Below are 21,620 nucleotides of genomic sequence, written 5' to 3'. Positions count from 1 at the left end.
GGAACCCCTTGGTGAACCCCGGCGGCCCCGGCAACCACGACGACCGCGTGCCTCCCGGCGGTACGGCCTGGAAGAAGGCCGCCGCCGTCGCCGTCCCCGCGCTGGCGGCGGTGGCGGTGATGGCGGTGGCGATGTCCGAGGGGGTGCTGGCGTCCTCCTTCGCGGTGTCCGGCACCGCCTTCCAGGTGTCCTCGGGCCGTCTGACGAGCCAGGGCCTGGCCTCGTACGTCCAGGTCGACCGGTCCGCCGACGGCACCGGTCACCCGGCCGCGCTGCTCGGCATCGGCGACGCCACCCTGACGGACCTCTGCCAGTCCTCGCGGGTGGACACCCCGCTCGGGCAGGTGGTGTTCAAGCTGACGGCGGGCGGCGAGGCGGGCGAGGTGACCGCGAGCGACCTGGTGATCGACGGCGAGGACCTGGTCGGCGACGCGCGCTTCGGCGACGTGCAGATCGGGCGGGACGCCTCGACGCTGGACCAGGTGCCCGGGGTGCGCGGAGAGGCGGGCGCGTTCGGCCTCCAGGCCTCGGAGGTCACGGTCTCGGGGGTGCGGTCGCACGCCTGGTCGGCGACCGGCGGAAACTTCCGTCTCAAGGGGCTCTCGCTGAAGGTGAGTCTGGACGGCCCGGCGTGTTTCTGAACTCCCGCCCGGCACGGGCGCGGTGGCGTCCCGCGCGCGCCTGGCGCCGGACGCGGCCGTTCTGGGCCGGTGTGCTGCTGGTCCTGGGCGGCGCCGAGATCACGGCCAGCCCGCTGTCACCGCTGCCGGTCGTGGTGAGCCTCGGGCTCGGCGGCGTCGCGGCGATCGGCATCGGCGCCGCGCTGATCACGGCCGGCCTCTTCCTGTGGTTCCTGCCCCACACCCACCACTACGTCGGTGTGCACGCGGTGATCCTGTCGGTGGTCTCCTTCGCCGCCACCAACCTGGGGGGCTTCCTCATCGGCATGCTGCTGGGCATCGCGGGCGGCGCGATGGGCTTCGCCTGGACGCCGGGAGCGGGCGGCGGGCGGACGGCGGGGACGGACGGTCCGGGTCCGGACCCCGCCTCCGGCCCGGGGAGCGCGGGCCCCTCACCCGCGGACTCCGGTCGCGAAGGACCGGCTTCCCCGCCGTCCGGCCATCTCGCGGTGGCCCTGCCCCTCGTCCTGCTCGCGGGCCTGGCCGTGCCGGGGCCGGGGCCCCGCCCGGTGGCGCTCCCGTCAGGGCCGCCCGTACCCCGCCGACCGTGACCACGACCCGCTTCTCGCCGGACGGCTTCACCCTGGCGGGCGTCACCGAGGTGCCCACCGCCGCCGGGCCGCTCAGGGCCATGGTGCTGCGCATGCGGGCGGCCTCCCTCAGCGGCTACCGGCTACGGACCCGCGACGGCGGCGGCGAACTCGCCCTCGACGCCCGGGAGCTGAGGCTGAACGGTGACGTGACGCTCTACCTCACCCGCCTCAGCGGCTGCGTCCAGGGCCTGCTCTGCCTGACCTTCACCCCGGACGCGCTGCCCGTCCCTCCTGTGTCCCCGCCGTTCGCCTTCATGACGGACGTCACCGCCGAACAGGCCCTGGTCACCAGCGACACCATCGACGCCGACGGCCTGGCCCTCGCTACGCCCGCGCCGGGGGCCCGCCGGCGGCCCGGCTGATGGCCGCCTCCACGGCGGAGACGCGTTCCGCGAGGAGGCCCAGGGCGGCGACCGCGCGGGTCAGCGGATCGGCCTCGGGGCCGCCGAGGGCGTGGACGCGGACGTACGCGGCGTTGATCTCCCGTCGGCGGTCGGCCTGTTCCGGGGTGAGGGTGCCCCGGAGCTCGGCGAGCTTGAGGAGGTTGGCCTCGGCGTCCGCGGCGAGGGTACGGGCCTCGCCCGCGTAGTGGTCGTCGACGACGGCGGCGAGTTCGGCGTCGGTCATCACCGCCGCGACGCGTTCGGTGATCCGGTTCATGTCGCGGTACGAGCCCTGGAGCAGGAAGGGCGGCTCGGTGCGGGTGGCGTCGCTCCGAGCGGCCGAGTCGATGTAGGCGGCGTTGACCGCGAGGACCGTCCGCCGCGCCGCGAGGACGTGCCGCAGGACGGCCAGGACGCGGTCGAGTTCGGCCGGCGGGTAAGGGTGCGCGAGCTCGCCCGCCGCCACGCCCGTGTCGCCCTCGGCCAGCCGGACCAGCAGCGGCAGGTCGCCCGGCGGCCGGCCGGCCAGCGGGGCGAGGACGGGGTGGGAGGTCAGGGCGTTCTCCACGAAGCTGAGGGCGAAGACGTCCTCCTTGCCGGCCAGCACGTCGCCGAGGTTCCGCACGTCGGCGCGGTTGGCGAGCATGTCGGGGAGGTGGAAGCGCTTCCCGGACCCGGTGTAGGGGTTGCCGGCCATGCTGACGGCGAAGCGCTTGCCCCGCAGGTCATAGGTGCGGGGCTCGCCGTCGAGCACGCCCTCGACGCGGCGCTGCGCGTCGCACAGGGAGAGGAACTTCTCCAGGAGTTCGGGCGAGGTGTGCTGGATGTCGTCGAGGTGCAGCAGGGTGTTGTTGCCCGCCGCCAGCGCGAAGTTGATCTTCTCGACCTCCTGGCGGGCGGTGGCGTCGGGGGCCTCGGCGGGGTCCAGGGAGGTGGTGCCCCGGCCGAGGGCCGGGCCGTTCACCTTCACGAAGACGAGGCCGAGGCGGTCGGCGACGTACTCCATGAGCGTCGTCTTGCCGTAGCCGGGCGGCGAGAGGAGCAGCAGCAGGCCGCTCCGGTCGGTGCGGGCCCCCTCCCCCGCCGTGCCCAGCTGTTTGGCGAGGCTGTCGCCGACGAGCGGGAGGTAGACCTCGTCGACGAGGCGGTTGCGGACGAAGGCGCTCATCACCCTGGGCCGGAGGCTGTCGAGGCGCAGCCGGGCGCGTTCGCGCGCCACGAGCGCGTCGCGCTGCCGCTGGTAGGCGCGGAAGGCGGGCACGTCGTGCGCGCGGAATCGGTCCGTACGGGCGTGGAATTCGTCGATCCGGAGGGTGAGACGGCGGTCGGTGACGCGGGGGTGGGTGCCCAGCAGGCCGTCGACGGTCGCGGTGAGCGGGGCGTCCACGGCCCGGCGGGGCAGGAGGGGGCTGACCTCGGCGGCCACGGCCTCGGCGAGGTCGCCGGGGTCGGTGTCCTCGCCGGAGGCGGCGGCGTACGCGCCGAGCCAGGCCAGGGCGAGCCGGTGGCGGGCCTGTAGGCCGGTCGTGGCCCGCAGGTCCGCCGCGTAGGAGGTGCCGTCCACGGCCTTGTGGAAGGCGTCGAGGAGGGCGCGGGCCGGTGCCGCGGTGGCGAAGCCGTCGGCCCCGGCGGCCAGGTGTTCCACGAGGTAGGCGGCCGCGGCGGCGGCCGGGACGTCCCCCAGGTCCGCGTCCGCCGCGAACCGCGCGACGTCCTCGGCCAGTTCGGCCTTGAGGGCGTCCATCGCCTCCGGCCGTCCGAAGGCCGCGCGCGCCCGTCCGAGCGACACCGCGCGGCGGGCGGTCTCCTCGCGGGTGGCCGCGTCGGGCCCGTGGGCCCAGTACGTCTGCGCGGCGGCCCGTGCCCCGGCCGGGTGCCACAGCAGCCCGGCTCCGGCGCGCAGCCGCAGGAGGGCGGTGAGGAGGGCGGTCGCGTCGTGGTCGTGGACGCCGCGTTCGTAGCCCTCGTCGTAGGCGGCCTCGGCGGCCCGCCGTACGAGGGCGGGCAGGTCGGCCTCCTGGAGCGCCGCCGGGTCCTCGGTCGCGAGGATCTTCGCGGCGAGGTGTTCGGCGCGGTAGACCTCCGGGGACTCGGAGGGCAGCAGCCGGTCCCGGTGGAGGCGGCCGGCGGTGAGAACGGGGTCGGTGACGGGGGCGCGGTAGTCGGTACCGGTGAGGGCGAGGGCCAGGCCGTCCCCGTGCGGTACGAGCGTGAGTTCGGCGGGCCGGGTGGTGACGGTGAAGCGGTGCCGCCCGAGCCTGACGGTACGGCCGGCCGTACCCGTGCCGTCGCCGTGGCCGTCGGCGAAGAGGTCGGCGCGGTCGCGCAGGGCGCGTACGGCCTCCTGGCGGGCCGCCGTGAGCCGGCCCTCCAGCTCGTCGGCCCGCACCGGGTCGTCGAGCCCGCGCAGCTCGACGGCGGTGCGCCGGACCTTGGCCACCATGGGGTCGGAGGCGAAGTAGGTGTGCACCGCGTCCTGGTCGGCCAGGGCGGCGGCGCGGCGGCCGATCGTCTCCAGGACCCTGACCGCGGAGCCGGCGAGGCGTTCAGCCTGCCGGGCGCGGGCGTCCTGGAGGGACTGCCGCCGGGCGGAGAAGGCGTCGTGGACGTCGCCGCGCCGGGTCGCCAGCTCGGCGAGGAAGCCGTCGTGGCCGGCGAACCGGGCTTCGAGGTCCTCCAGGCGGAGGAGGAGGCGGCCGAGCTCGTCCTCGCAGCGCTCGGGGGTGTCGGCGGCGGCGAGCGCGCCGGTGACGGCCTGGCCGAGCAGGGCGGTCTCGGCGGTGAAGGCGGACCGGCCCTCGTGCTCCTGGAGGGCGCGGCGGCGCGCGGTCAGCGTGGCGCGGGCGCGGTTGAGGCCGCCGAGCACCTCTCCGACGTGTTCCAGGACGGTGGTGCGGACGGTGGCGTCGCCGATGTCCAGGCCGGTGACGACCTCGGTGAGGACCTGGAGTCCTTCGGTCCGTTCGGTGATCCGGTCGGCGAGGGGGTCCGCCCCGGCTGCGGTGGTGAGGGCCTCCGCCTCGGCGGTCAGGGCCTCGGTGTCGGCGTGGTCGGCGGCGAAGGCGTCCGGCCGTCGGAGGAAGGCGACGGCACGGCGCGCGGTGGCGGTGATGTCGCCCGCCACGTCGTCGGCGAGGGTGTCGACGCGCGGGATGTCGGCGTAGGGCATCTCGCGCAAGGCCGCCAGGCGGCCCTGGGCCCGGCGGAGTTCGGTGATCCGCTCGACCCACGCGCCGGCCGTGCGGGGCGCCTCGCCGCGGATGCGGCGGACGAGCGAGGCGATGTGCACGGCGGCCTCGCCCAGTGCGTCGGCGGCCTGCCGGGTGAGGGCCTGGACGGCCCCGGACTCGCGCAGGACCTGTTCTGCGGTGGCGCGGACGGCGGCGAGGGGGGTGTGCAGCCCGCCGAGGCCGGGTTCGGCGAGCCAGGGGAAGCGGTCGGTGACGCGCGCGCAGGCCGCGACGAGGGGTTCGAGGGCGGCGGGCGTCGGGGCGGTGCCGGGGATCGCGCGGGCCAGGGAGAGGCAGGCGGAGAGGCAGCGCACCAGGTCGGCGTTGCCGACGCGCGCCAGCGGGCCGTCGGCCACGGCGGGCGCGGCGGCGGCGTGCGCGTCGGAGCGGAACGGGGTCCGCCAGACCTGGAGGGTGTGCGCGCGGGACGGCCCTTCGGCACCGGCGCGCAGGACGACGAGCGTGCCGTCGTCGAAGAGGGCGTGGCCGTGGCAGACGAGCGGGGTGGCGGCCTCCTCGCGGAGGGTGTTGTACGGGAGCAGCACGGTGCGCCCGTCCTCGGGCGCGCGGAAGGAGTAGAGGACGTCCTCGCCGTTCGGCGCGGTCACGGCCGCGTCGAAGCGGAGTCCCGCGGTGTCGGTGTCGAAGGTCCTGGTGGCGCCGGTGGCGAGGTGGTAGCCGCCGGGGAAGACGATGCCCTGGTCGTCGGGGAGGCGCAGGCAGGCCCGGCCGATGCCGTCCTGGCGGGTCACGGTCCCGGTGGCGGTGTCGAGGACGAAGTGGCGCGGCGCGGCCTCGTTGTACGGGCGGACGCGCAGCAGGAGGAGCGTGCCGGCGCGGGCGTGCGCGATCTCGGCGTCGGCGAGGGACTGGAGCGGTTCGTCGACCGGTTCGCTGTGGACGCCCTCGGCGGACTCGGTGGTGTTCTCGGTCTTGACGGTGAGGGTGCCGCCGACGGTGGAGACGAACGCCTCGCCCGCGACGGAGACGTGGGGGTGCCGGCCGAGTACGTGGTCGTCGCGGGTGGCGGGCGTCCAGGTGAGCTCCTGGGACGGCGGGAGTGCGTGGTCGCGCTCGCCGTGCGCGTCCAGGTAGTCGGGGGTGCCGTCGGGGGCGAACCGCCAGCGCAGTACCCGCAGGTCGCCGGGGCGCGGGCCGGTGCGGAAGGCGGCGAGGAGCTTGCCGTCGGCCCGGTGGAGGCGGACGAGCGCCGCGTCGCGGTAGTAGCGGTGGAGCTCGGCGAAGTCCTTGGTGAAGCCCGGGTCGTGGAGCAGCCCGGGGAGGGCGTCGGCGGGGGCGGCGACGAGGGTGACACGACGCCCGGCACCGTCCGGGACCGCGGCACCGTCCCCGGAGCCCATGCCGGTCGGGGCCGCCACGCCGCCCACAGAGCCCGTGACCGGAGCAAGCCCCGCGCCCGCGCCTTCCAGGGCCACGGCACCACCCGTGCCGCCCGCCCCGCCGTCGACGCGCACGGTGTGGAGGGTGAGGACGTCGGAGACGGCCGTCTCCGGGCCCGTACGGGCGGGTGCGTGGACGCCGAGGAGCAGATGGCCGCCGGCGGCCGCGATGTCGCGCGGTTCGCACGGGTGCTCCGTGCGGAGCACGGCGGTGCCGAGGAGGCTCAGCCCGGTGGAGCCGAAGGTCGCCGCCCGCCGGGCGTTGAGCTCCTCGGCCCGGCGGCGGAGCTCACCGGCCTGTGCCGTGAGCCGGTCGCGCAGCACCTCGTAGGTCGCCGCGTCCGGCCCGGCGAGCCCCGCCGCGGTGCCGTCCCCGTGCGTGGCGGGGGCGGTGTCCGCGCCCGGCTTGCCTCGCGTGTCCCGGCGTTCGGTGATCACGTCGTTCCCGGCCTTCCGTTTCGTACTCTGCCCTGCCGCCGCTCGCTTGAGGGCGCTTTGCTTGTCGGGGGCTTGCTTGTCGGGGGGCGGGCGCCGGTGCTCACCGGCCGCCCGCCCGGCGGCGCTCGTCCGCCGCCGGTCGCCGCACGGCGGGCCGCGTCCCGGCGCCCACCGGCCGGTCCGGCGTCGGGGGCCCGTCCACCGGCGCCCCCGACGACCGGCCGCCGCGCGGCGACCCGCCTCCGGAGACCCGCGCCCGCACCGGTTCGGTGCCCGGACGCCCGTCCACCGGCACGCCCTCCCATCGGCCGCCGCACGGCACTCGCCCGCGGACGACCGCCCCCGCCGGCTACTTCCCCGCGCCGTTCACCGACGCCGGTGCGGCGCCGGCGCCCAGCAGTTCGGCGAGGCTGGTGTCCGCCAGCCCGCCGGCCCGTGCGGACTCCAGCAGGCCCTGGAGGGCGCCCGCCCGGGGGCCGCCCCCGGCGATCAGCCCGCTGAGGGCGCCGGCGAGGGTGAGGTCGCGCAGACCCGCCGGGACGGGTCCGGCGGCCAGGGCGCCGAGGTCCCGGGTGAAGGACGAGTCGTCCTTGTCGAGCCACGGGCCGGCCAGGGTCCGTACGGTCTCGGAGCGGTCGACGAAGGCGTCGACACCCTTGCCGAGCGCGATGGAGTTCACCAGCCGGTCGAAGAAGACGCTGTCGCCGCCGACGATGTCGATCTTCGCGTTCTCCAGGCCGGTGGCGAGGAGGCCCGCCTGGGCCTCGGCGACCTGCCGCTGTGTCTCGATGCCGGCCAGCCGGACGTCCTTCTCCGCCTCCAGGCGCAGCCGGAACTCCTCGTGCTCGCGGCTCGCGGCGTCCAGCGCCGCCATCGCGGCGGCCTTGTCCGTGAGCCCCTCGGCCTCGGCCTGGAGCTTCCGCTTGAGCCCTTCGGCCCCGGCGAACGCCTTCTCCCTGGCCACCTCGGCCTCGGCGTGCCCGACCTTGCCGATCGCCTGGGCGGTGCGCTCGCGCACCTCCGCCTCCGCGAGTCCGACGGCCGCCGCGTCCGCCCGCTTGCCGTCGGCCAGCCGGACGGCGGCCTCGGCGTCGAGCTCGGCGGCCTTGCGGCGCGCCTCGGCCAGGGTCAGGGTCTCGGCGGCCCGGTGGCCGGCCGCCTGCTCGGCCGCCTCCGCGGCCTTGATGTCCTTGACCAGGCGCTCCTGCGCCTCGGCCTCGGCACGGATGACGGTGGCCTGCCGCTCGCGCTCGGCCTCCTCGACCGCGCGGAGCTTCTTGATCTCCTCCTCCTGGGCGGCGACGGTCCGCTCGACCGCGATCCGCTCCCGGACGACGTCGGCGATCTCCCGCTTCTCGGCCTCGACCTCCTTGTCGGCGGCGATGCGGCGCAGCTGGGTCTCCCGCTCGCGCGCGATGACCTCCAGCATCCGGTCCTTCTCGATCCGCTCGCTCTCGACGGCGATGACCCGCTCGCGGTTCTTCTGCGCGACGGCCACCTCGCGCTCGCGGTTCTCGTTCTGGATGCCGAGCGCCTCCTCCGTCTTGAGGTGGGCGCTGTGCGAGCGCAGCCGCTCCTCGGCCTGCACCCGGGCGGTCTCGGCCTCCTCCCGGGCCCGTACGGTCTCGATCTCGCGCTGCTGCTTGATCTCGGCGTCGGCCTGGCGGCGCTCCAGTTCGAGGACCGCCTCCCGGGCCTCGACGTTCTGCCGGGTGATCTCCTTCTCCTCGGTGCGCTGGAACTCGTTGGTGCGCACGTGCTCGATGGCCGTCAGCTCGGTGATCTTGCGGATGCCCTGGGCGTCGAGGATGTTCGCGGCGTCCAGCTGGGTCATCGGGGTCTGCTCGAGGAAGTCGATGGCGGCGTCCTCGAGGTGGTAGCCGTTGAGGTCGGTGCCGATGACCGCGATGATCCGGTCCCGGAACTCCTCGCGCTTGGTGTAGAGGTCGACGAAGTCGAGCTGCTTGCCGACGGTCTTGAGCGCCTCGGAGAACTTCGCGGCGAAGAACTCCTGCAAGGTACGCGGGTCGCTGGCCCGGGCCGTGCCGATGGCCTGGGCGACCTTGACGACGTCCTCGACGGTCTTGTTGACGCGCACGAAGAAGTTGATGTGGATGTCCGCGCGGATGTTGTCCTTGCAGATCAGGCCCTCGCGGCCGGTCCGGCGGATCTCGATGGTCTTCACCGAGATGTCCATGTACTCGGCCTTGTGCAGCACCGGCAGGACCACGGCGCCGGTGAAGGTGACGTCGACGCGTTTCGTCTTGGAGATGATCAGCGCCCGGCCCTGCTCGACCTTGCGGAAGAGGCGGCTGACGGTGAAGAACACACCGAGGGCGATGAGCAGCAGGACGGCGACGAGCACGCCGACGCCGATGGCGGTGGCATCCATGGGGAACCTCTGTCGTGTGGGTCGCGAGGGGCCGCGGGCGGGCGCGGGCGTCGCGAGTGAAGAAACGTTTGTGCACTGAGGCGTGCGGGATGGGGGCGGCCGGTCAGGCGGCGGGGCGCTCCGGGCCGGGTGCCGCGTCGAAGGGCGCGACCCGGAAGAACTCGCCGTCGGCGTCGTAGTCGAAGATCAGCGCGGTCGCGCCGGCGGTGAGGCCGGGTTCCCCGGGGTGGAGCGGCTCCGGGCCGCCGTCCCGTCGCGGGGCCGGTTCCGCGCGGACCTGGACGATCGCCGTCGAGCCGTCCTCGGCGGTCACCTCGGCCTGCCCGAAGTCGGGCCCGACCCGGCCCGTGCGGATGACGCAGACGCGGCCGACGAAGTCCAGCCGTGAGGGCGGGCGTTCGTCGGGGAAGAGGTGGCGGAGCGGGCGTACGAGCACCCAGGCGGCGGCCCACGAACCGGCGAGCGCGCCGGCCAGCACGCCCACGGACAGGGCCGCCCAGAGCAGGGCGGGAACGTCCGCGTCGGCCAGCAGGGCGGTGCCCGCGAGGGACAGGAACCAGGCGACGGCGATCAGCAGGGACAGCACGACGGAGACGGGCACCCCGCCCAGGCCGGCCGCGGCCACGAGGCCTGCCGGACCGCCGGGACCGGCGCCGTCGACGCCCTCCGGGCCCGTGTCGAGGTCCCCGGCGTGGCCGTGGTCGCCCGGGTCCAGGCCGCCGGCCAGGACCAGCAGCCAGTAGCCGACGACGACCAGCAGCGCGAAGCCGAAGAGGACGGCCGGGAAGCCCAGCGCGGCGGCGAGGAAGTCGTGCACGCACCCGCCCCCTTCGTCCGATGTTGTCCCTGTTACCCGCGGGGGCCCCGGCGCCGGATGGCGTTGCCGTGTTCCGACGCCGAGGCCTTCCCCCGTTTCCCGCACCCCCAGGTTGCCATTCGTTGCCATATCCATGCATTGCCGGATCCCGGCAATCTTTACGCTTCCTTAATGCAGGGTGCTGCCCTCCGGCGGCCGTCTGGCACCCTGAGCAACGCGCGCGACAGGAAATCATCAGGAGCGCGTCAGGAAACAGGGAGACCGCGTGACGCAGCAGGACATATCCGGGGAGTATCTGGACGGCTATGCCGAGATCCTCACCAGGGTCTCGGCCACCGGCCGCCGGCTCAGCCGCGACGAGCTGGAATCGCGCCGCGCACTCGGCGAGCGGGCCGCCGAGCGGGGGTGCGGGCTGCGACAGCTGGTCATCGGCCACCTCGCCACCACCCGGGAGGTCTGGTCCGCGCTCCCCACCTCCGGCGGCGCGCCCGGTGCCCGAGCCACCGCCGAGACCGTCCTCGCCGCGACCGAGCAGGCCGTCGACGCCTTCGCCGAAGGCTACGAGCGCGCGCAACGGCTGGCCGTGCGGCAGGAGGAGGCGGCCCGCCGGGAGTTCATCGACGACCTCCTCTACGGGCGCAGCGACCTGGGCCGGCTCGCGGAGCGCGCCGAGCGCTTCGGGCTGCGGCTGGCCCGCGCCCACGCGGTGGCCGTCGCGGCCGGCCCCGAGCCGTACGACGACACCCACCCCGTGATGCGGCGGGTGGAGAGCGCGCTCCACGTCCGTTTCGGAGAGCGGCAGATCCTCCTGACGACCAAGGACGGCCGGCTGATCTGTGTCGCGCCGGGCGACCAGGACGACGTCCTGCGGTACTTCACCAAGCAGGCGCACACCGCGACCGAGGGCGGCCAGGTGGCGATCGGCCGCGCGCACCCCGGCGCGGGCGGGGTGGTGCACTCCTACGAGGAGGCCCTCGGCGCCCTGGACCTGGCCGGCCGGATGGGTCTCGAGGCGCCCGTACTGCGCGCCGCGGACCTGCTGGTCTTCCCCGTCCTGACGCGGGACCGGCAGGCCATGGCCGATCTGGTCCGCTCCACGCTGGGCCCGCTGCGGCAGGCGCGCGGCGGCGCCGAGCCGCTGCTGGAGACGCTCACCGCGTACTTCGACTCCGGGTGCGTGGCCGCAGAGGCGGCCCGCCGCCTCTGCCTGAGCGTGCGGGCCCTCACCTACCGGCTGGAGCGCATCCACCGGTACACCGGCTCGGACCCCGCCGACCCGATGCACCGCTACACCCTCCAGACGGCGGTCATCGGCGCACGCCTGCTGGACTGGCCGGCACAGGAACTCTGAGGACTCAGGAGGTCCCGGAATCCCCGCGGGGCCGGGGGGAGAGGCGGGGCAGGTGGAGGCCGTAGTACAGCGCGCCCGTCCGGATCGCGAAGACGGTCCCCGCCGAGATCACCGTGGCCGGGGTGTCGCCCATGCCCAGCCGGTCCAGCAACAGGTAGCAGCCCGCACCGGCCAGGGCGGCGGTGGCGTAGACCTCCTCGCGCAGGAGCAGCGGCGGGAACTCCCCGCACAGCACGTCCCGGATCACCTCGCCGGTCACTCCGGTCACCACGGCGAGGATGATCACGGCGAACGGTGTGACACCCGCGTCGAGGGCGGCCCGGGCCCCGATGACGGTGACGACGGCGAGGCCCAGCGCGTCGACGGTCATCAGCGCCCGGTGCGGGAGGTCACGGAAGCGCAGGTAGACCATGGTCGCGACGGCGGTGCCGGCGATCACCGTCAGCAGCACCCAGTCGTGCGTCCAGTACAGCGGGTGCCGGTCCAGCACGAGGTCGCGCAGGGTGCCGCCGGAGATCGACGCGGCGAAGGCGAGCACCAGCCCGCCGAAGGGGTCGAGCCGCGCGCGGTGCGCGGCCAGCACACCGCTGGCGGCGAAGGCGGCGATACCCACCAGGTAGAGCACGTGCAGCATCGCCGTCCCCATTCCATGATCAATATTTGTGAACGGGGACCTCTTCGTCCTCCCATGAACCAGTCGATCCCATCATTCGAAGGCGACACAGCGCTTCGGCCGAAGGAACGGGGACGGGGAGAGCGCACATCGGCCGAAAGGACGAGCGCCGCCGCCTCGCGGCACGGGCGGAAAGTCACCCGGGCAGGCCCGTCGGGCAGAATCCCCGCATGAAGATCGAACAGGTCGGCTGGACCGACCCCGACGCCACCGCGCTGCGCGCCGCCCAGCGGGCCGAGATAGCCGAGCGGTACGGGACCACGGACAGCGAGCCCGGTGTGCCGCCGTCGGCGGCGGACATCGCGGCGTTCTTCGTGGCCCGTGAGGACGACGGGACCGCCGTGGGGTGCGGCGGGCTCCGGGATCTCGGTGGTGGGGTGGGCGAGGTCAAGCGGATGTACGTGGCGCCGGGCGCGCGCGGGTCGGGGGCCGCTGGGCGGATACTCCGCGCGATGGAGGACTGGGCGCGCGAGCGGGGCTGGACGAGCCTGCGGATGGAGACGGGGGTCCGTCAGCCCGACGCCGTGCGCTTCTACGTCCGCTCGGGATACGCGCGGATCCCCAACTTCGGCCCGTACGAGGGCGTGCGCGACTCGATGTGCTTCGAGCGTTCCCTCGTGGCCTGAGCCCGGGCACCGGGCACCGGCGTCGAGCCCGCGGCCGGTGCCCGCGCGTGCCGCGGTCAGGCGCCCGCGTACGCCGCCAAGTGCTCCCCCGTGAGGGTCGAGCCGTCGGCCACGAGGTCGGCCGGGGTGCCCTCGAAGACGATCCGGCCGCCGTCGTTCCCGGCGCCGGGGCCTAGGTCGATGATCCAGTCGGCGTGCGCCATGACCGCCTGGTGGTGCTCGATGACGATGACCGACTTGCCGGAGTCGACGAGCCGGTCGAGCAGGCCGAGCAGCTGCTCGACATCAGCGAGGTGGAGGCCGGTGGTCGGCTCGTCGAGGACGTACACGCCGCCCTTCTCCCCCATGTGGGTGGCCAGCTTGAGCCGCTGACGCTCGCCGCCGGACAGCGTGGTGAGCGGCTGGCCGAGACCGAGGTAGCCGAGGCCGACGTCCGCGAGCCGGGTCAGGATCCTGTGCGCGGCCGGGATGCGCGCCTCACCGGCCGCGAAGAACTCCAGGGCCTCGCCCACCGGCATCGCCAGCACCTCGCTGATGTCCCGGCCGCCGAGCCGGTACTCCAGCACCGACGCCTCGAACCGCTTCCCCTCGCAGTCCTCGCAGGTGGTCTCGGCGGTGGCCATGATCCCCAGGTCGGTGTAGACGACGCCGACGCCGTTGCAGGTGGGGCAGGCGCCCTCGGAGTTGGAGCTGAACAGCGCCGGCTTCACACCGTTGGCCTTGGCGAAGGCCTTGCGGATCGGGTCGAGCAGCCCGGTGTACGTGGCCGGGTTGCTGCGCCGCGAGCCGCGGATGGGTGCCTGGTCGACCGAGACGACGCCCTCGGAGGCGGGGACGGAGCCGTGGATCAGCGAGCTCTTGCCGGAGCCGGCGACACCGGTGACGACGCAGAGGACGCCGAGCGGGATGTCGACGTCGACGTCCCGGAGGTTGTGGCGGGTGGCGCCCCGGACCGGGAGCCGGCCGGTGGGCGTCCGCACCTTCTCCTTGAGGGCGGCCCGGTCGTCGAGGTGGCGGCCGGTGAGGGTGCCACCGGCCCGCAGCCCCTCGAACGTGCCCTCGAAGCAGATGGTGCCGCCCGCCGTGCCCGCGCCGGGGCCGAGGTCGACGACGTGGTCGGCGATCGCGATCGTCTCCGGCTTGTGCTCGACGACGAGCACGGTGTTGCCCTTGTCCCGCAGCCGGAGCAGCAGCTCGTTCATCCGCTGGATGTCGTGCGGGTGCAGACCGATGGTCGGCTCGTCGAAGACATAGGTGGTGTCGGTCAGCGGGGAGCCGAGGTGGCGGATCATCTTGACGCGCTGCGCCTCGCCGCCCGACAGCGTGCCCGCGGGCCGTTCCAGCGACAGGTAGCCGAGCCCGATCTCGACGAAGGAGTCGAGGGTGTGGAGCAGTTTGCCGAGCAGCGGCGCGACCGACGGCTCGGCGAGCCCGCGGACCCATCCGGCGAGCTCCCTGATCTCCATCGCGCACGCGTCGGCGATGTTGATCCCTGCGATCCTCGACGAGCGCGCCTCCTCGGCGAGCCGGGTGCCTCCGCAGTCGGGGCAGGTGGTGAACGTCGTCGCCCGCTCCACGAACGCGCGGATGTGCGGCTGCAGTGAGTCGATGTCCTTGGACAGCATCGACTTCTGGATCCTGGGGATCAGCCCCTCGTACGTCAGGTTGATCCCGTCGACCTTGATCTTGGTCGGTTCCTTGTGGAGGAGGTCGCGCAGCTCCTTCTTGGTGAACTTCCGGATCGGCTTGCCCGGGTCGAAGAAGCCGCAGCCCCGGAAGATGCGGCCGTACCAGCCGTCCATGGTGTAGCCGGGGATCGTGAGCGCGCCCTCGTCGAGCGACTTGGTGTCGTCGTAGAGCTGGGTGAGGTCGATGTCGGAGACCGTGCCCCGGCCTTCGCAGCGCGCGCACATGCCGCCGTGGTAGACGGCCTTGCGCACCGTGATCCGCTCGCCCTCGCCCTTCTCGACGGTCATGGAACCGCTGGCCGTCCGCTTCGGGACGTTGAACGCGAAGGCCGTCGGCGGGCCGATGTGGGGCTTCCCGAGCCGGCTGAAGAGGATGCGCAGCATCGCGTTGGCGTCGGTGGCGGTGCCGACCGTGGAGCGGGGGTCGGCGCCCATCCGCTGCTGGTCGACGATGATCGCGGTCGTCAGCCCTTCGAGGACGTCGACCTCGGGCCTGGCCCGCGCCGGCATGAAGCCCTGGAGGAAGGCGCTGTAGGTCTCGTTGATCAGCCGCTGCGACTCGGCGGCGATCGTGCCGAACACCAGCGAGCTCTTGCCCGAGCCGGAGACCCCGGTGAACACCGTCAGCCGGCGCTTCGGGAGCTCAACGCTGACGTCCTTGAGGTTGTTCACGCGCGCGCCGTGCACCCGGATCAGGTCGTGGCTGTCGGCGGCGTGCGGCGCGGCCGCTTTGGTGGTCGCCTTCGTGCCCGCCTTCGTGGCCCTGCTCATCGTCTCTCCCTCTGTCGCGCGGGCCGCCCTCGCGGGCTCCGCCGCTTCACGCGACCACCTTGCCATGGCCCTCCCAGGGCCTCCCCGCGACACCGTGCGCGGCCTCGTGGGCCCGGGCGAGGGCGCCGAGGCCGCGGGCGTAGCGGCGCAGGAGGAGGAGCGCGGTGGTGGCGAGGCCGGTGAGGAGGCCGAGCCAGATGCCGAGGGTCTCCAGGCCCGCGGCGTGGCCGAGGAGCCAGGCGGCGGGCAGCCCGACGGCCCAGTACCCGACGAGGGTGACGCGGAACCCGCCGGCGGTGTCGTCGAGGCCGCGCAGGAGGCCCACGCCGATGTTCTGGGCACAGTCGAAGAACTGGAGGACCGCGACGACGAGCAGCAGCCGGGTCGCGATCGTCACGGCTCCGCCGTCGCCCGCGGCACCGGGGTCGAGGAAGGGGCGCAGCACCGGGCCGGGCAGGGTGACGTAGACGACGGCGACGGCGGTCATGACGGCGGCGGCGCAGGCGAGCGCGGTGTTCCGGATGCGCCGTGCGGCGTCGAAGCGGCCGAGGGCCAGCTCGCGGCTGACGTGGATGGAGGCCGCGTGGGAGAGGCCGACGGCGACCTGGAAGACGATGTAGACGAGCTGGTTGACGGCGGTGTGGGCGGCCAGCGCGGCGCTGCCGAAGGAGCCGGCCATCAGGGCGGTCAGGGAGAAGAACCCGGCCTCCGAACCGTAGGTCGCGGCGATGGGGACGCCGAGGCGCAGGAGGTCGCGCGTGGTGGCGAGGTCGGCCTTGAGCGCGTTCGGGCTGAGCAGCGGGGCCAGGACGGGGTCCCGGCGCGCCGAGGCGTACAGGGCGAGGAAGGAGAGGGCGTAGACGGTGGAGGTGGCCGCTCCGATGCCCGGGAGGCCGAGCTCCGGCAGGCCCCAGGTGCCGTGGACGAGCAGCCAGTTCAGGCCGGCGTTGACCGCGACGGAGGCGAGGGTGATCCGTAGCAGGGCCCGCGGGCGGCGCATGCCGACGGTGAACTGGCGGACGGCCTGGAACCACAGGCAGGGCAGCAGTCCGGGGGCGAGGGCGAGGAGCATCGCGCGGGCGCGGGCGGCGACGTCCGCCTCCTGGCCGAGGAGGGTGAGGCCCTCGCCGAGGAGGATCAGGAGGACGCCTCCGGCGAGTCCGGCGAGCGTGGCCACGGCCATGCTCGCGCGGACGATCCGGCGGACCTCCGCACCGCCACGGAGCCCTTCACCACCGCGAACGTCCGCACCGGCGCCTGCTTCCCCACCGCCGTCGGCGGCGCCTGCGGCGGTCTCGGCGCGCGCGGCGGCGGCCGCGATCCGGTTGCCGACGGAGGTGACGAGGCCGACGCCCATGGTGCGGAGCTGGTTGAAGAGCACGATCGCGAGGCCGCCGGCCGCCAGGTCCCGGGTGCCGAGGAGGCCCATCATCACGGTGTCGGTGGTGGTCAGGGCGACCTGGGCGAGCTGGGTGAGGACGAGGGGGACGGCGAGACCGGCCAGCGCCCGGCTGTCGCGGAGCAGGGTGGCCGGCCTCGTCCGCCGCGCGGTGGGCATCAGTTCTTGCGGAGCTTGGTCAGGGTCTCGTCGATCTCGCGCTCCACCGCGAGGTCGATGAGGTTCCGGGCGTTCATCCAGTCGTCGTCGAAGACCGTGTCCATGTACTTCTCTCCGCCGTCGTTGACGAGGGCGACCATGGTGCTGCCCGGCGGCAGCGACCGCAAGCGGGCCAGTGCCTCGTACACCACTCCCCCGGCGGAGCCGCCGATGAGCAGGCCGGTGCGGGCGACGGCGCGGGCGGTGGCGAACGCCTCGACGTCGCCGACCTTCACTCCCTCGTCGATCAGGTCGAAGTCGACGAGCGCGCCGATGCCGGCGCCCTCGGGGGTGCCGGTGCCCGACTGGTAGTAGTCGTGGGCGGGGCCGCCGAAGGCGACGGACCCCTTGGGTTCGACGCCTACGGTCCGGAAGGCCGGTACGAGCCTGCGCAGTTCCCGGGTGGTCCCGCAGAGGGCGCCGCCGGTGCCGACGGCGCCGATCAGGACGTCGATGCGGCCGCCGAGCGCCTGGTGGAGCTCGTGGGCGACGGGGTAGTAGCCGACGCCGTTGCTGGGGTTGTTGTGCTGTTCGGTGAAGACGGTGTTGTCCCGGCCGCGTGCCATGTCCGCGGCGAGTTCCTCGCGGGCCGCGGTGGCGAGCTCGTCCGTGCCGTCGTCGGCGACCCGGACGAGCTCGGTGCCGAGCGCCTTCATGCCGCGCAGCTTGTCGGGGCAGGCGTGGTTGTCGACGACGGCGGTGAAGGCGTAGCCGCGCTCGGCGGCGATGACGGCGAGTCCGAGGCCGGTGTTGCCCGAGGTGGACTCGATGATGCGGCCGCCGGTGCGCAGCGCGCCGCGCGCCTCGGCGTCCAGGATCATCTGACGGGCCATACGGATCTTGGCGCTGCCGGTGGGGTTGTACATCTCCAGCTTGAGGAGCAGGCGGCTGCCGGTGTCGGTGCGGCACAGCTCGAACAGCGGGGTGTATCCGATGAGGTCGGAGATGCGGGAGACCACGGCGGGGCGCGTCAGTGCCTCGTGCATGGAGGTACTCCTGTGACAGGTGGAAAGGGGCGGGCGCGGCTCGGACGGGCGGCCGGGCGGGGCGGGACCAGCCCGGACGGGCGGCCGGGCAGGGCGGGACCAGCCCGGACAGGCAGCCGGGCAGGGCGGGACCAGCCCGGACAGGCAGCCGGGCAGGGCGGGACCAGCCCGGACGGGCGGACGGGCAGGGCGGGATCAGCGGGCGGGGCGCCGGTCGAGGCGCCAGCGGGGCCGCCCGCCTCCGGTGTCCGGCCCGTCGGCGGCCTCGACGACGACCTTGGGCGGCAGCGGCAGGTCATGGAAAGGCGACTCGTTGGAATCCATCTGGTACCCGGCCGTGTTCGGGTAGACCAGCAGGTCGCCGACGGCCGGGCGGGCCGGGAAGGGGACCTTGCGCCAGGTGAGCAGGTCCGACTCCAGGCAGCTGGCCCCGCCCACGCACGCGGGGTGCGTCCCCGGGCCGAGGGCCCGCCCGGCCGGGGTGACCAGGGCGGGCTCGGGCAGGTACTCGCTGCCGAACCACTGCTCGGACAGGCTCAGGCTCGTCCCGTCGACGGTGAGGATCGCGTAGCCGTCGCGGTCCTTGACGCCCTGGACGCGGAAGACGGACGAGCCCGCCCGGTCCAGCAGCGCGCGCCCGGGCTCCGTCAGCAGTGCCGTGCGCGTGCCGCGGAGTCTGGCGGCCAGGCTCTCCCGGCCGCCCCCGGGGACGGCGGCCAGTACGGCCCGGAGCGCGGCGGCCCCGGCGACCGGCGAGTGGTAGGGGTAGAAGCCGCCCGCCGGGAAGGACTTGCGCGCGTGGTAGTGCGCGGGCCGCTGCGCCGCGAGGAAGGCGTGCCAGTCCGCGGCCGCCGCGTAGTCGACGGCGAGGCCGCCGCCGATGCTGATCCGGTCGGCCCGCAGGCCCAGGGCGCGGGCCTTGAGGCAGAGGTCGACGAGGTGTCCGGCGAGGTCGGCGCGCGGGCGGGTGGCGTAGCCGGAGAGATGGAAGGAGAAGCCCTCCATCCGGATCGTGTCGCCGGCGCGTACGCACCGCCTCAGCGCCTCCTCGATCCCGGCGCCGTCCATGCCGAAGCGGCTCTCCGGCTGCGCCGGGGGGAGCCGGCGCAGCAGCAGCCGGGCGGGGCGGTGCGGGCCGGCCCGGGTCCGCGCGAGGAGGCGGTCGAGTTCGTCGAGGGAGTCGACGGTGGTCAGGGCGCCCTGGAGGACGGACGCGCGCAGCAGTTCGTCGTTCTTGGCGGGCCCGGTGACGACGAGGTCCTCGCCGCGGACGCCGTGGCCGAGCGCCTCGTGGAGCTCGCCGAGGCTGGCGACGTCCGCACCGGCACCGCCCGCGGCGCAGCGTTCGATCCACAAGGCGGCCTTGTTGGCCTTCTTCGCGTAGTACACGCGCCCGTCCACGCCGGCCTCCTCCAGCACGGCGCGGAGCGCGGCCAGGTTGGCGTCGAAGCGGTGCGGGAGCAGGAAGTGGAACGGGCCGCCGAAGGCGTGGGACAGCTCCTGGAGGAGGCCGCTGTCGAGGATCGCGTCCGTGACGGGGTCCGGATGGGCGGGCAGCGTGGGGAAGCGGACGGTGAGCGGGGACGTGCCGTTCACCGCCACAGCGGCACCCGCGTCCCGAGGCCCTGCTCGAGGGCGAGCTGGGCGAAGCGGTGGCCGAGGGCGATGTCGGTGACGACCAGGCCGCTGTTGTAGGCGAAGATCCGCTCGAGCGGCGCGGTGCGGCCCGCCGTCACGCCCGCGAGGACCGGGGGGAACTCGGCGTCGACGGCGGGGAGTTTGCCGTCGGCGTCCGCCATGTCGGTGCCGGTGACGTTCATCTGGGCCTCGCTGGTGGCCACGACGCGGTCGGCGCGGTGCAGCGTGGAGGGGGCCAGGCCGTGGCCGACCAGGATCGACAGCGTTCCCGGCGCCAGGTCCGCGGACTCGACGGCGGCGGGGGTGTGCGCGCCGGCCGTGGCCACGACGACGTCGGCGTCGCCCGCCGCGGCCCGGGCGTCGGTGACGACCTCGACGTCGCGGTCGGGGAAGTGGGCGCGCAGCCGCGCCCGTACCGCCTCGATCCCCTCGGGGTGGGTGCCGAAGAGCATCAGCCGGTCCAGGCCGGGCAGCGTGGTCAGCAGGAACGGCAGGGCCAGCCGGCCCTGGGTGCCGGTGCCGATGACCAGCGCGCTGCGCGCCCCGGGGGTGGCGCACTCGCGGGCCAGCAGTGCGGAGACGGCCGGGGTGCGCAGGGAGCCGACGCGGCCGCAGTCCATCATCGCGACGGGCAGGCCGGTGACGTCGTCGTAGAGGGTGAGGGTGGTGTAGTAGTGCTGCTCCTGACGCCCCTTGTCCAGGCCGTGCTTGTACGAGGTCTTCACGGCGACGACGTCGCGGGAGCCGTCGCGGCCGAGCATGGCGTACGCGACGGAGTGCCCGTCGGAGGGTTTGACGGTGACCTTGCGCGGGTTGTCCGAGCGGCCGGCGGCCAGGGTGCGGTAGGCGCCCTCGACGGTGCCGACGACGTCGGCGAGGGAGATGTCGAGGCCCGCGAGGTCGCTGGTGGACAGCAGGCGCAGGGTCGTGTCGTCGGCGGGCGCGGCCGTGCCGAAGGGTATGCGGGGGTCCGTGGTACCGGTCATGTCTCGCTCCTCGTCCGCGGTGGGGTTTTCGGTGAGGGGTGGTGGGTGCGAGTCGGTGCTCGGTGACGCCTGTGGGGGGTAAGACGTGCTGGGGTAGGCCCTGCCGGGGCCCGTGGGGGGTAAGCCGTCCTGGGGTAAACCCTGCTGGGCCCATGGAGGGAAGGTCCGGGCGAGTCCTGCGGTCGGTGCGCTTCGGCGGCCGGTTCGGCCGGTTCAGCCGGTCACCGGGGCGGCCGTGCGGCGGGCGCCGGGATCAGCCCGCGCCCCGCGACGCGCAGGCCACCAAGGCGGCCTGCCCGTAGCCGTGTTCACCGGCCTCCGCCGGCGGGCGGGTGGTGCGGCCGGGGACGCGCACGGAGGCGCGCTTGAGCCAGCGGTCGGTGCCGTCGTAGCGGGCCTTGAAGGGGACCCGGCCGTGCACCACGAGGTCGTTGTCGATGACGAGGACCTCGCCCGGATCGAGGCTCACCGAGACGGAGACGCGGGCGAGTTCCGCCTCCAGCCGCCCGTACGCCGCCCGGTAGACGGGGGTGGCCTTCGCCAGCGGGGTGTAGGCCGGGTCGAAGCGCAGGGTGAGGCCGTCCGGGGAGCGCCAGAGGGTGGAGACGTCCGGAGGTCGCTCGGCCCGGCGGTCGCCGGGATCCCACACGTTCGTGTAGGCGTCGTCGGGAAGGATCGGCAGCTCGGGGCGGGTGAGCGTGGCGATGTCGGCCTCGTCCAGGCGTACGTGGCGGACGCTCGCGGCGGTGGTGGCGACCCGGTCGTGGTTGCGGACGCAGCCGAGCATCAGGAGGTGGGCGCGGTCCGGGTGGAAGGCGTCCTCGGTGTGCGGGCTGAGGAGGACGTCGCTGCTGGCGCCGGTCTGCTCCTCCTCGTGGCCGGGGGCGGGGACGATGTTGTGGACGAAGCGACCTTCCTGCTGGCCCTCCCAGGCGAGGGGGTCGCCCATGACGGTGGCGAGCAGCAGCATCGCGATGTCGTGGGCGGCGCCGCCGTCCCCCGCCGTGGCCCAGCTCCCGGGCGTGGGGCCCACGGCGATGTCGTCGACGGTCAGGCCGCGCAGTACGAACAGGCCGTCGTCGGTGTCGACGGGCCGCAGGTGCCGCCGGACCGACTCACTGAGATCCGCCGCCGACCGGGCGACGTGTTCGAGGAGTTGGGAGGACGTGGCGGAGGTGCCGTAGGTGGTGAGGATCTTTCCGGCGGCGTGGTCGACCTCGGCGGCCGCGGTGGGATCGAGCAGGCGGACGGGTGGGGCTCCCGTGCTCATGGCGAAGTATCCGTTTCCGTGGTGAGGGCGGAGGGATCGTTCCCGGGCATGCCTCGGAAGCGGCCCGAGGGCAGGGCGGAGTGCGACCCTCGGGCCTGTGA

The 21,620-nt window shown here is 74.5% G+C and carries 15 protein-coding genes; 5 read left to right on the top strand and 10 right to left on the bottom strand.

Translation table 11 applies throughout. The features are described from left to right. Positions 1–11 precede the first annotated feature (11 nt). The 3 genes from LUZ64_RS06620 to LUZ64_RS06610 are packed head-to-tail and all read left to right on the top strand — an operon-like array spanning position 12 to position 1,635. Entirely contained in the window at positions 12–641 is a 630-nt protein-coding gene (locus LUZ64_RS06620) for a DUF6230 family protein (protein WP_232389759.1), read from the top strand. After that, the gene (locus tag LUZ64_RS06615) at positions 632–1,231 is read left to right on the top strand and encodes a DUF6114 domain-containing protein (protein ID WP_211304910.1); all 600 of its coding nucleotides are present in this window, start codon (positions 632–634) and stop codon (positions 1,229–1,231) included. Before LUZ64_RS06620 ends, LUZ64_RS06615 begins: the two co-directional genes overlap by 10 nt. After that, positions 1,228–1,635, top strand: coding sequence for a hypothetical protein (locus tag LUZ64_RS06610; RefSeq protein WP_211304909.1), 408 nt, complete (start codon positions 1,228–1,230; stop codon positions 1,633–1,635). The genes LUZ64_RS06615 and LUZ64_RS06610 overlap by 4 nt, the downstream gene beginning before the upstream one ends. Here the strand turns inward: LUZ64_RS06610 and LUZ64_RS06605 are convergent. The 3 genes from LUZ64_RS06605 to LUZ64_RS06595 all read right to left on the bottom strand — a co-directional run bounded on the left by LUZ64_RS06605 (position 1,598) and on the right by LUZ64_RS06595 (position 9,933). Further along, positions 1,598–6,724, bottom strand: coding sequence for a DNA repair ATPase (locus tag LUZ64_RS06605; RefSeq protein WP_107426557.1), 5,127 nt, complete (start codon positions 6,722–6,724; stop codon positions 1,598–1,600). The genes LUZ64_RS06610 and LUZ64_RS06605 overlap by 38 nt on opposite strands. Before the next feature lie 349 nt (positions 6,725–7,073). Then, positions 7,074–9,116 (bottom strand): SPFH domain-containing protein, encoded by a 2,043-nt coding sequence (locus LUZ64_RS06600; protein WP_095578716.1) that lies wholly within the window; start codon positions 9,114–9,116, stop codon positions 7,074–7,076. A gap of 103 nt (positions 9,117–9,219) precedes the next feature. After that, complete coding sequence (locus LUZ64_RS06595) at positions 9,220–9,933, bottom strand: hypothetical protein (RefSeq protein ID WP_095578715.1); 714 nt, start codon at positions 9,931–9,933, stop codon at positions 9,220–9,222. A 265-nt stretch (positions 9,934–10,198) separates the two neighbouring features. Here LUZ64_RS06595 and LUZ64_RS06590 point away from each other — a divergent pair, with 265 nt between their 5' ends. Further along, positions 10,199–11,284, top strand: a complete 1,086-nt coding sequence (locus tag LUZ64_RS06590) for a PucR family transcriptional regulator (RefSeq protein ID WP_095578714.1) — start codon at positions 10,199–10,201, stop codon at positions 11,282–11,284. A 4-nt stretch (positions 11,285–11,288) separates the two neighbouring features. On the opposite strand, the gene LUZ64_RS06585 is transcribed toward LUZ64_RS06590, so the two are convergent. Continuing rightward, positions 11,289–11,930 carry a trimeric intracellular cation channel family protein gene (locus tag LUZ64_RS06585; protein WP_232389760.1) on the bottom strand — a complete coding sequence of 214 codons (642 nt, stop codon included), beginning with the start codon at positions 11,928–11,930 and terminating at the stop codon, positions 11,289–11,291. Between the two features lie 197 nt (positions 11,931–12,127). On the opposite strand from LUZ64_RS06585, the gene LUZ64_RS06580 reads away from it, so the two are divergent. Next, on the top strand, positions 12,128–12,583 hold the full coding sequence (locus LUZ64_RS06580; protein ID WP_095578712.1) for a GNAT family N-acetyltransferase: 456 nt from the start codon (positions 12,128–12,130) through the stop codon (positions 12,581–12,583). A 56-nt stretch (positions 12,584–12,639) separates the two neighbouring features. Here LUZ64_RS06580 and LUZ64_RS06575 read toward each other — a convergent pair whose 3' ends face one another. The 6 genes from LUZ64_RS06575 to LUZ64_RS06550 form a co-directional block, all read right to left on the bottom strand. Next, a complete protein-coding gene (locus tag LUZ64_RS06575; RefSeq protein WP_095578711.1) occupies positions 12,640–15,042 on the bottom strand; it encodes an ATP-binding cassette domain-containing protein in 2,403 nt (800 codons plus the stop codon). 46 nt (positions 15,043–15,088) lie between these two features. Next, positions 15,089–16,600 (bottom strand): MATE family efflux transporter, encoded by a 1,512-nt coding sequence (locus tag LUZ64_RS06570; protein ID WP_095578710.1) that lies wholly within the window; start codon positions 16,598–16,600, stop codon positions 15,089–15,091. Next, complete coding sequence (locus LUZ64_RS06565) at positions 16,600–17,625, bottom strand: cysteine synthase family protein (RefSeq protein WP_095578709.1); 1,026 nt, start codon at positions 17,623–17,625, stop codon at positions 16,600–16,602. The genes LUZ64_RS06570 and LUZ64_RS06565 overlap by 1 nt, the downstream gene beginning before the upstream one ends. Before the next feature lie 195 nt (positions 17,626–17,820). Further along, positions 17,821–19,227 carry a type III PLP-dependent enzyme domain-containing protein gene (locus LUZ64_RS06560; RefSeq protein ID WP_095579553.1) on the bottom strand — a complete coding sequence of 469 codons (1,407 nt, stop codon included), beginning with the start codon at positions 19,225–19,227 and terminating at the stop codon, positions 17,821–17,823. Continuing rightward, the gene (locus LUZ64_RS06555) at positions 19,218–20,249 is read right to left on the bottom strand and encodes an ornithine cyclodeaminase (protein ID WP_095579554.1); all 1,032 of its coding nucleotides are present in this window, start codon (positions 20,247–20,249) and stop codon (positions 19,218–19,220) included. The genes LUZ64_RS06560 and LUZ64_RS06555 overlap by 10 nt, the downstream gene beginning before the upstream one ends. A 253-nt stretch (positions 20,250–20,502) precedes the next feature. Then, the gene (locus LUZ64_RS06550) at positions 20,503–21,519 is read right to left on the bottom strand and encodes a TauD/TfdA family dioxygenase (RefSeq protein ID WP_095579555.1); all 1,017 of its coding nucleotides are present in this window, start codon (positions 21,517–21,519) and stop codon (positions 20,503–20,505) included. Positions 21,520–21,620: the final 101 nt, after the last annotated feature.

Source organism: Streptomyces albireticuli (genome assembly GCF_021228125.1).
Classification (GTDB): Bacteria; Actinomycetota; Actinomycetes; order Streptomycetales; family Streptomycetaceae; genus Streptomyces; species Streptomyces albireticuli.
Note: the sequence above shows the minus strand (reverse complement) of the source record. Positions and strands in the feature narration are given on the sequence as shown.

Coding starts and splice junctions, on each gene's coding strand:
- LUZ64_RS06580 (WP_095578712.1), top strand. CDS start 12,128: ATGAAGATCGAACAGGTCGGCTGGACCGACCCCGACGCCACCGCGCTG.
- LUZ64_RS06600 (WP_095578716.1), bottom strand. CDS start 9,116: ATGGATGCCACCGCCATCGGCGTCGGCGTGCTCGTCGCCGTCCTGCTG.
- LUZ64_RS06570 (WP_095578710.1), bottom strand. CDS start 16,600: ATGCCCACCGCGCGGCGGACGAGGCCGGCCACCCTGCTCCGCGACAGC.
- LUZ64_RS06550 (WP_095579555.1), bottom strand. CDS start 21,519: ATGAGCACGGGAGCCCCACCCGTCCGCCTGCTCGATCCCACCGCGGCC.
- LUZ64_RS06575 (WP_095578711.1), bottom strand. CDS start 15,042: ATGAGCAGGGCCACGAAGGCGGGCACGAAGGCGACCACCAAAGCGGCC.
- LUZ64_RS06585 (WP_232389760.1), bottom strand. CDS start 11,930: ATGGGGACGGCGATGCTGCACGTGCTCTACCTGGTGGGTATCGCCGCC.
- LUZ64_RS06555 (WP_095579554.1), bottom strand. CDS start 20,249: ATGACCGGTACCACGGACCCCCGCATACCCTTCGGCACGGCCGCGCCC.
- LUZ64_RS06565 (WP_095578709.1), bottom strand. CDS start 17,625: ATGCACGAGGCACTGACGCGCCCCGCCGTGGTCTCCCGCATCTCCGAC.